The organism is Bradyrhizobium macuxiense (genome assembly GCF_001542415.1).
Lineage (GTDB): Bacteria > Pseudomonadota > Alphaproteobacteria > Rhizobiales > Xanthobacteraceae > Bradyrhizobium > Bradyrhizobium macuxiense.
Genome location: NZ_LNCU01000034.1, coordinates 196309 through 205635 on the forward strand (window position 1 = coordinate 196309; position 9327 = coordinate 205635).

A 9327-nucleotide genomic window follows, 5' to 3' on the forward strand; every position below is an offset into this window, starting at 1 on the left:
GCGCCCGACGCCTGCCGGCGGATCCAGTCGAGAATCTCGGTATCCTCCATCAGGGCTTCCTGGCCGAAGCCGCCGGGCACATGCAGGACATCAAGCGGCGGCGCGTCCGCGAGCGTCGCATCGGGCGTCAGGCGAAGTCCTTTGATATCGCGCACTGGCTTCGTGGTCTTGCCGTAGATGCGATAGGTCGAATTCGGAATCCGCGACAGCACCTCGAACGGGCCGGTCAGATCGATTTGATCGACCGCCTCGAACAGCAGCGAGCCGATCTGGAGATGGACATCATGAGGAATCATTGAGGTTTCCTTTCCGCTATGGACAAGTGAAGCCTAGCGCGGCACGCTTCGGCGATGACGCCAAAGCCCCCTCGTTTCTCGCCAAACGCGCGCCGTCTGGTCGAGGTGCTCGCCTATCCGGCGGTGCAGTTGCTCGACGTCACCGGGCCACCGCAGGTGTTTGCATCGGCCAACGCCATGATGTCCAAGGCCGGCAACGCTGAGCCCTATGAGGTCCGCGTCGTCGGCGCTGACGGTCCCACGGTCGCAGCGTCGGCAGGCGTCGGACTTGCAGTGCATTCGCTTCCGTCCAGCGACGTTGCCGTGGATACGCTGGTGATTCCCGGCGGCGACGGTGTCGACGCGGCATCGGCCGATCGCGTGCTGGTCGACTGGGTGCGCCAACGCGCCGGGCAAGCACGCCGCACCGCGTCGGTCTGCACCGGCGCATTCCTGCTCGCGGCAACAGGGCTCCTCGATGGACGGCGCGCCGCGACCCATTGGGCGTTTTGCGCAGAGCTGGCGCGGCGCTTCCCCACTGTCCGCGTCGAGTCCGACCCGATCTTCGTGCACGATGACCCGTTCTGGACTTCGGCCGGCGTCACATCGGGCATCGATCTCGCGCTGGCGCTGGTGGAGGAGGATCTCGGCCGTGCGGCGGCGCTCGCCGTCGCCCGCTATCTGGTCGTCTTCTTCAAGCGGCCGGGCGGGCAGGCACAATTCAGCGAGATCCTGTCGCTGCAGGCAACTGACGACCGATTCAGCGGGCTGCACGACTGGATCAGCAACCATCTCGCCGACGATCTCTCGCTTCCGACGCTCGCGAGACAAGCCGGCATGAGCGAGCGCAGCTTCAGCCGGCACTACGCGGAATCGACCGGCCTCACTCCGGCGCGCGCGATCGAGCGGTTGAGGGTCGAGGGCGCCCGGCATCTGCTGTCGGAAACGCGCCTGCCGATCAAGCGCATCTCACAGCGTTGCGGCTTTGGCTCCGAGGAGACGATGCGCCGCACCTTCATGCGATTGCTGTCGACCACGCCGCAGGATTACAGGGACAGATTCGCCGGCTAATCTTACTGCGTCGCAAGCACCGCGGCCCGTCATTGCGAGGAGCGATAACGACGAAGCAATCCATGTTTCTACGCATGCCGCACGATGGATTGCTTCGCTTCGCTCGCAATGACGAGGATGGCTGACATCCCGATGACCGTGTGACACAGTAAGACTAAAGCGCGATGAGATTAAGTTGAGCCGGAACGGCGTCGAAGGATCACCTCTCCCTTGGGAGAGGTCGATTTGCTCCTGGCGATGCGAAGCATCGTCCAGTGCAAATCGGGTGAGGGGTTACGGTCTATCGATGGAGCAAGAGCCCTCACCCGGATTGCTCCGGACGATGCTTCGCATCGCCGAGCGCAATCCGACCTCTCCCCGGCGGGGAGAGGTGATCCGAAACCTGGCGAGCCGATTCAGCCAAAATTCATCTCGGTCTAGTCCGCGCTCATGATGCACGAAAACACGCCGGCCTCGCGGCCGGCGCGCTTGATGCAACAGTAAACACGATCAGCCGTGCCAGGCATGCGCCTGCAATCCCGCCTCCAGCGGCGGGTTGGTGACGCTGCCGGTGTAGTTGGTGATGGTCGACGCCGCCACGATGACGATCGCCTCGAGCAGGAGCTCCTTGCTGAACCCGGCCGCGAGGAAACGCTCGATGTCCTGGTCACCGAGCTGGCCGCGCTTTTCGATCAGCGTCCTCGCCAGTGTCGAGAGTGCGCCAAGCTGCTTGTTTTCCGGCGAACGGCCGGCGCGCATCGCCTCGACATCAGCGGAATCGAGGCCGGCCTGCAGGCCGAGCGCCGAATGCAGCGCGACCGCCCAGGCGCAGCCGTTGGTCACGGCGTCGGTGAGAAGCACGGTCTGGATCTGCGGCTCCGTGAAGCTGCCGCCATGAACCTTGTCGAAGATGCCGATGAAGCTTTGAACGAGCACGGGCGATGTCGCCATCGCGCCTGCGAGGTTGGGGATCATGCCGAATCTCGCCTGCACATCGCGCAGCGCGGGCTTGGAAGCTTCAGGGGCGGAGTCGAGCGTATGGACTGGAAAACGTGACATCGGAATAGCCTTTCGCCGGATGGTTGAACCCGAAGCTTCCGGATGCTGAGCTGATGCAATCGGGCTGAGATCAACGAGTTCGATGCAGGCTATCTAGCCGCGACCGGCGGCAGGCGTTCGCCAAAGTCCCCACATTCCGCGCCATCAAGCGCCGGCGCGATCCTTCACGCGCCGCGCGACGATGCCGAGCAGGCGGCCGAGCGTTCCGCTCGGCGATCCCTTCTTGCGCGCCAGCGCGAGCGGCGCGACCAGACCGGCGGCGCGGTCGAGACGCAGATAGGCGACACCGGCGGTCTCNCCATCGATTCCGGGACGATCGAAATCCCGAGCCCCGCCGCGACGAGGCTCAACGTCGACACCATCCGCGTCGCCTCCTGCGCCACCTTGGGGCTGAAGCCGGCTGCGCGACAGGCGGCGATGATGCTGTCATAGAGGCCGGGCCCGGTCGGACGGCGATAGAGGATCAGCGGCTCGTCGGCGAGTGCGGACAATGAAATCCGCCGGCGCGTATCCTTGCGCGCCCGCGGATGATGATCCGGCACCGCGACCAGCATCTCTTCATTCAGCAGGTGCGTGATCGTGAGGCCCTCCAGCCGCTCGATCGGCGAACGCACGAACGCGGCGTCGAGCCGATCGGCCTCGACGGCTTCGATCAGCTCGGCGGTGCTGGCCTCTTCAAGCGAGAGCGTGATCGCCGGCGCGCGCTCGCGCATTTCGCGCATGACGCCGGTGACGAAGGGATTGAAGGCGGCCGAGCTGGTGCAGCCGATGGCGAGTTGGCCCTCCTGGCCGCGGCTGGCGCGGCGCGCGGCCTCGACCGCGAGATCGACGTCGCGCAGGATCAGCCGCGCCTTGTCCACGAAGGCGCGGCCGGCCGCGGTCGGCTCCACCCCGCGCGGCTGGCGGCGGAACAGCGGCGCTCCGATCGCCGTCTCCAAGGCGCGGATCTGCTGGCTGAGCGGCGGCTGCTGGATCCCGAGCCGTGCAGCCGCACGGGTGATATGGCCCTCCTCGGCCACGGCGACCGCATAGCGTAGATGGCGCAGCTCGATCATCGGAGCATCCATATCCATAGAATATGTATTTTGCTTCTTCCATATATTGGAAATTTGGCTCGCCGCCAATTAGGGTGCTGTCGAACACGATCGAACTGGAGCCGATCCGCCAATGGATGCCGTCCCCACCGCCGACCACACGATCAAGCAGGGCGCGCCAAGCGTCGCGGACTTGTTCATGGGCTTCTTCATTCTCGGACTGACCGGCTTCGGCGGCGTGCTGCCGCTGGCGCGGCGCATGATGGTGGAGAAACGCGGCTGGCTGACCGGCGCCGAATTCACCGACCTGCTCGGGCTCTGCCAGTTCCTGCCCGGCGGCAACGTCATCAACATGTCGGTGGCCGTCGGCCTCAAGTTCCGCGGCATCCCCGGCGCCTTCGCTGCGATCCTCGGCCTGATCGCCGCGCCGACTGCCGTCGTGATCGCGCTCGGCGTGGTCTATGACCGTTACGAGAACGAACCGGTGGTCCGCCATTTGTTCGGCGGGCTGGCGGCCGCCGCGGCCGGGCTGCTGATCTCGATGGCGATCAAGGTCGCCTGGCCGCTGCGCCGGGATGTGGTGGGCTGGCTGATCGGCGTGCTCTGCGTGCTCGCGATCGCGGTGTTCAGATTGCCGCTGCTGCCGACCCTTCTGACGCTCGCGCCGCTCAGCATCCTCTTGAAGTCGAGGCAGGCGTCATGAGCGGAACCCTTGTCGCGCTTGCGCTGATCTTCACACAACTCTCGCTGCTTGCGTTCGGCGGCGGCAACACCATCCTGCCGGAGATGCAGCGCCAGGTCGTCGATATCCATCACTGGATGACGGCACGCGAATTCACCGCGCTGTTTGCGCTCGCCCAGGCGGCGCCCGGTCCGAACATGATGGTTGTCCCGCTGGTGGGCTGGCATGTCGCCGGCTTCTCGGGCGTGCTGGTGACATCGCTCGCGAAGTTCGGACCATCCTCGCTGGTGACCGGCATCGCGTTGCGGCTCTGGGAGCGCTTCAAGGACCGGCCGTGGCGGCGGAAGGTACAGGCCGGGCTGGTTCCGGTCACGGCGGGCCTGGTCATCGCCAGCGCCATCGTCATCACCCACGCCTCGGTCCCGAGCTGGAGTCTCGCCTTGATCGCAGCCGGGGTGGCGATCGCCACCACCACGACCCGCATCCATCCGCTGCTTGCGCTTGCCGCCGGTGCAGTGCTCGGCCTCACCGGCATCGGCCAGCCTTAGGGAGAGGTGAACCTCCGCGACTTAGACGTCATTGCACTCCAAGCCGCCGTCCATTGCGCGCGCATGCGCGCTTTCGCCGCAATGGCCACGACGCCGCCAGGGGCTATGTTGGTCTTGCCATGATCTACACGTTGAGCATCGACATACGCATTGCGCGGTTCGTCCTGCGCGCCGGACGTCTGCACGCAGGCAATTAGCCGGGCGGCCGTCGCGCGCGCCGTCCGGATTCTCAACGTCATCAAAAATCATTCGATTTGGAACTTTGCGACGCGGAACGTTGGTAGTCCGCGCGTGACAGACATGGCGTCGCGGCTGCTTGCCGCGAACGAGCGGCAGTTCCGACAATCCTCGACCACACCAGGTTCCAGCGACGGTAGTCCGGAGCCTTCAACCGCATTATTGCAGGTGAACAGACATGACCCGTAGCTTCAACTTGCCCGCCGCCGCGTTGCCTCCGATCACGATCGCGGCGAGCGAAGTGCAGCGTCTCAGTGCGCTGGCCGATACCAGCATGATGCTGTTTCCGCGCGTGGCGCAGTTCCTCGCGCGCGAGACCGAGCGCGCCAAGGTGGTCGCAGACGATGCCGATTTGCACGATGTGGTCCGCATGGGCTCGCGGGTGCGCTATCGCGACGACGACACCGGTGACGTCAGGGAAGTCGTGCTGGTGTATCCGCACGAGGCCGACATCGCCTTGAAGCGCGTCTCGGTGCTGACGCCGGTCGGCGCCGCGTTGATCGGACTGTCCGTCGGCCAGGCGATCGCGTTCGAGACGCCAAGCCATCAGACGCGGTCGGTGACGATTCTGGGCGTGACGCACGACGGCTAGTCTATACCCAAACGGCCAGCCCGGTCATTGCGAGCGAAGCGAAGCAATCCATCTCACCGCAATCGGAGAAATGGATTGCTTCGTCGCTTCAGCGCAAAATTGCTTTGCAATTTTGTCGCGGGCTCCTCGCAATGACGGTCGTAAAACGTTATAGCCCTCACGTCACAATCCCATCACGCCCGATTCACTCAGCCCGCGACTCGCAGCGCCGTCACCGCGACGCAGGCATTGCCGAAGGGAATCAGCATCACCTGCGCGCCGTTCGGCAGCGCAATGGTCGCGAGATCGCCAAGCGTGCCGCTCTGGCCATTGAGCTTGGCGAGCTCGGCGGCAACGGTCGAGCAGCTCTCCGCGCGCGGCGTCACCCGCACCAGATTGCCTTCACAGGATGATCCGACCGGCGCGGCGAAGACGATGCCTGCGGCCCGCTGCGGAGCGGTGTTCTGGGGAGTCTCGCCCGGCGTGAGCGCCACCAGCGACTGCACCGAATGCGAGTTGCCGGCTTTCGGATCCCACTGCGACTGCGCCGTGTAGTTCGAATTCGTTGCGAGACCACGGCCCAGCGTTCCGAACACGTTGGCGCAGGTGACGATGTTGCCCTGCTTTGCATGATCGTCGAACACTGTCGGCTGAGGCTGTGCAGCCTGTTGCGTCTGGGCTGCGGCTGCGGGGGCCGGTTGCGCCTGTTGTTTCTGGTGCTGCTTCACGGCCGGTCTCTTCGCTGGCGCCGGCGCGGCCGGCGACTGCAGCGGCATCGGCTGCGCCGAGGTCTGGGCGTATCCGACCACCCCGGCAGCGCTGAGCGCGGCCACCACGACCGCTGCGAATATCAATGTGGGGGTCCGGATCAGTCGCATCGGTCGTTCATCCTGTTCAGTCTGCAGCTCCGCCCCGTTGCGGGTATCCGCACTCTCGAGCCGGATGTCGGAATTCCAGATCCGCATGCTGCGTCCTCGCGTTACTTCAGTTTCGACAGCACGGCGGACAGCCCGTCGAGCGGCGCTTCCAGCACGACCGGCCCGACCTGCGGGATCTGGTAGGACACCCGGCATGGCGTCGCCGCGCGGATGTGCCGCTTGAGGACGTTGCCGATCGCAATCGTGGCAAAGCAGAAGCCGGCATTGCAGTGATCGGTTTGCGCGACGATGCGATCCGGCGTGTCACCCATGGCAAGCTCGATCGGCTGGCCGGCGCCGGCGCTTGCCGGAATGCGCATCACCATCAGCGGCTTGCCGTCGGCAGTCGCGACCAGCGACCAGTTGAAGACGACCGCGCCGTCCGCGTCGACGATCGATTGCGTGACGTTGCAGACGCGGCGCTTCGACTTGAGGCTCTCGTCGCAGATCAAGGTCCAGTTCTTGAACGGCTGGATCATCCGCCTGAATTCGCCGAGCGTCTCGCCCGGCGGGACTACGACGTCCGACGGCTTCACGGCATAGCCGGACGACGACACAGGCTGCGCGGCCGCTCCGGCCGCCGCCCCGAACCAGATCGCCAAAGCCAGACACGCCAGCCGCCTCGTCGCCATCAAGGTCAATTGAGCGTCAGGCTCAGGCCGGCGCTCACGCCCCAGTCGCCGCCGGCGGTGGTCGCCGACGCGTTGCTGCGCAGGCGGCCGTTCTCGCTGGTGTAGCCGAGGCCGAAGGCCAGCGCGCCCTGGCTGCGCCAGACGCCGCCGCCGGCCGAAGCGCTGAGCTTGCCCGGACGATCGTCATAGCGCAACGAGGCCGCCGCCATGCCGATCGCCGCGGCGCGCCAGGCATCCTGCCGCACTTCGCCGATCTGGCCGTTGAGCTGCGCGAACGCGCTGTTGAGCTGGTTGAGGTTGACCGCGTCGGTGCCGTTGACGCCCGGCGCCACGTTGCTGATGGTCACCGGCGCTCCATTGCCGCTGTTCAACGTGATCTTGTTGGTCGTGTTGCCGTTCCCATCGCTGTCGTAACGGATCGAGGTCGAGGCGAGCGCCTGGAGCTGGCTGACATTGACCGCGTCGGTCGGTGCCGCGCCCGCGGCAACGTTGGTGACGCGGCGCTCGGCACCGGACGAGCCGACCGAGACTTCGCCGGTCGCGACGCCGGCGACGGCCTGGCCGACGATCGGCGTATAGGCCGCATCGCTCAGATTGGCCGTCGTGGTGGCGTTCGCACCGAGCGCCAGCGAGTTGGCCTGCGTCGCCTTGGCGCCGGCACCGATCGCGACCGAATTGGCGGCCGACGCAGCCGAGCCGTTGCCCATCGAGATCGCATTGGCGCCGCTTGCGACCGACTGCGGCCCGATCGCGACGCTCTCCGCGCCGGTCGCGGACGAATCGGCCGCGGTCGAGTTGGCATGGAAATACTTGATGCCGCCGTTACCGGTGCTGATGTTGTTGACGGTGGTATAGAGACTATCGAGCGCGGTGTTGGTGGCCCAGAGCTGCGAGCCGTTGATCGCATCCGTCGAAGTCGAGGTGATCTGGCCCGCGGCCACGTTGGTGATGGTGCGCTCCGCGCCGGCGCTGCCGACGCTGACGGTCGACGTCGGCGCCGTGCCGGCGAAGTCGTAGGTGGTGCCGCCGATCGAGGTGCTGGCGGTCTTGACCACCGTCGAGGTGGTCGAATTGGCGCCGAGCGCGACATCGCCGGCCTGCGCGGTCGCCTTCGCGTTGGCGCCGAGCGCGACGCTGGTGGGGTTACTCGTGACCGACCCGGCACCGATCGACACCGACTGGATGCCGTTGGCCTGCGAACTGGTTCCGAACGCAATCGCATCCTGGAAATTGACCGCAGAGTTCTGGCCGATGGCGATGCCACCGGGTGCCGTCTGCGCCACGGTCGCGCCAAAGCCCATGCCGATGCCGTTGTCGCCGTTGACAATGGTCTCTGGCCCGACAGCCACGGAGTTGTTGCCGACAGCCAATGAATCCGCCAGCGTCGAGTTGGCGTGGAAGTATCTCGTCGTCGTGGTCGCGAACGATGTCAGCGCGCCGGTGAGCTGCCGCACGGTGACGGCATCGCTCGACTCGGTGCCGTCGGCGACGTTGGTGATCTGGCGATAGCTGGTCGCATTGCCGACCGACACCGCGCCGAGCAGCGTGAGATCGTTGGTGTTGTAGGGGATGATGGTGCCGCCGATCGTGCCGGACGCCGGCGCCAGCGCGCGGTTGGACACCGAACCCGAACCGATCGCGACGCCGTCGGCGATCGTTGCCTGGGTGTTGTAGCCGAGCGCCGTCGCGCCCGCGGCGGTTGCGGAAGCGGCAATGCCGGCAGCCATCGAATTCGCACCGGTCGCACCATTGTTGGTGTAGTTCGCCAGCGGCGTGCCTCCGTCGTTGACGCTATAATAGTGTGTGAGGCCGTTGGTCACGGTGGTCGTAAGGCTGTCGATCGCCTGCGTTGCGGCCCAGAGCTGCGAGCCGTTGATGGCGTCGGTCGAGCTATTGCTGATCTGCCCCGCGGCGACGTTGGTGATGGTGCGCTCGTTGCCGACCGAGCCGACGCTGACCGTGGAGGTCGGGGTCGTGCCGGCGAAGGCATAATTGGTCGTGCCGATGGTGATGCCCGCCGTCCTGACCGCCGTGGCGGTCTGGCTGCCGGAGCCGAGCGCGATATCGTTGGCATTCGCGGCGGTCGCGCCATTGCCGATCGACACCGAGCCGGCGCCGGTCGCGGTCGACACCGGTCCGATCGCCACCGAATTCGTCCCCACCGCGGAGGAGTCGGCCAGCGTCGAATTGGCGTGGAAGTATTTGATGCCGCCGCCGGTGTTGATGTTGTTGAGGGTGGTGCCGATCGCGTCGACGGCCTGGTTGGTCGCCCAGAGCTGCGAGCCGTTGATCGCGTCGGTCGAAGCGTTGCTGATCCGGCCC

Annotated in this window: 10 protein-coding genes and 1 pseudogene; 4 read left to right on the plus strand and 7 right to left on the minus strand. The window is 66.1% G+C overall.

Annotated features, from left to right (window positions below; genetic code table 11):
- On the minus strand, positions 1-296 hold a 296-nt coding region (locus AS156_RS44115), incomplete at its 3' end, for a DJ-1/PfpI family protein (RefSeq protein ID WP_245312633.1).
- 54 nt (positions 297-350) lie between these two features.
- Here AS156_RS44115 and AS156_RS08945 point away from each other — a divergent pair.
- Positions 351-1346: a GlxA family transcriptional regulator gene (locus tag AS156_RS08945; protein WP_066502794.1), complete on the plus strand. Its 996-nt coding sequence runs from the start codon at positions 351-353 to the stop codon at positions 1344-1346.
- A gap of 489 nt (positions 1347-1835) precedes the next feature.
- On the opposite strand, the gene AS156_RS08950 is transcribed toward AS156_RS08945, so the two are convergent.
- The 3 genes and pseudogenes from AS156_RS08950 to AS156_RS08955 all read right to left on the minus strand — a co-directional run.
- The gene (locus AS156_RS08950) at positions 1836-2384 is read right to left on the minus strand and encodes a carboxymuconolactone decarboxylase family protein (RefSeq protein WP_066502798.1); all 549 of its coding nucleotides are present in this window, start codon (positions 2382-2384) and stop codon (positions 1836-1838) included.
- A gap of 164 nt (positions 2385-2548) precedes the next feature.
- Positions 2549-2681 (minus strand): hypothetical protein (locus AS156_RS45945; RefSeq protein WP_430641787.1); only part of this gene is annotated, 133 nt, incomplete at its 5' end.
- 1 nt (position 2682) lies between these two features.
- Positions 2683-3457, minus strand: a pseudogene (locus tag AS156_RS08955) (LysR family transcriptional regulator); the annotation flags it as partial.
- Between the two features lie 94 nt (positions 3458-3551).
- On the opposite strand from AS156_RS08955, the gene AS156_RS08960 reads away from it, so the two are divergent.
- The 3 genes from AS156_RS08960 to rnk all read left to right on the plus strand — a co-directional run bounded on the left by AS156_RS08960 (position 3552) and on the right by rnk (position 5477).
- Positions 3552-4121, plus strand: a complete 570-nt coding sequence (locus tag AS156_RS08960) for a chromate transporter (protein WP_066502802.1) — start codon at positions 3552-3554, stop codon at positions 4119-4121.
- Positions 4118-4648, plus strand: coding sequence for a chromate transporter (locus AS156_RS08965; protein ID WP_066502804.1), 531 nt, complete (start codon positions 4118-4120; stop codon positions 4646-4648). The genes AS156_RS08960 and AS156_RS08965 overlap by 4 nt, the downstream gene beginning before the upstream one ends.
- Positions 4649-5063: 415 nt before the next feature.
- Entirely contained in the window at positions 5064-5477 is a 414-nt protein-coding gene (rnk, locus tag AS156_RS08970) for a nucleoside diphosphate kinase regulator (protein WP_066502807.1), read from the plus strand.
- A 188-nt stretch (positions 5478-5665) separates the two neighbouring features.
- Here the strand turns inward: rnk and AS156_RS08975 are convergent, their stop codons facing one another.
- The 3 genes from AS156_RS08975 to AS156_RS44120 form a co-directional block, all read right to left on the minus strand.
- Entirely contained in the window at positions 5666-6421 is a 756-nt protein-coding gene (locus AS156_RS08975; protein ID WP_066502810.1) for a hypothetical protein, read from the minus strand.
- A gap of 14 nt (positions 6422-6435) precedes the next feature.
- The gene (locus tag AS156_RS08980; RefSeq protein WP_066502952.1) at positions 6436-7005 is read right to left on the minus strand and encodes an invasion associated locus B family protein; all 570 of its coding nucleotides are present in this window, start codon (positions 7003-7005) and stop codon (positions 6436-6438) included.
- 5 nt (positions 7006-7010) lie between these two features.
- Positions 7011-9327: YadA-like family protein (locus tag AS156_RS44120; RefSeq protein WP_245312635.1), on the minus strand; the 2317-nt coding region annotated here is incomplete at its 5' end.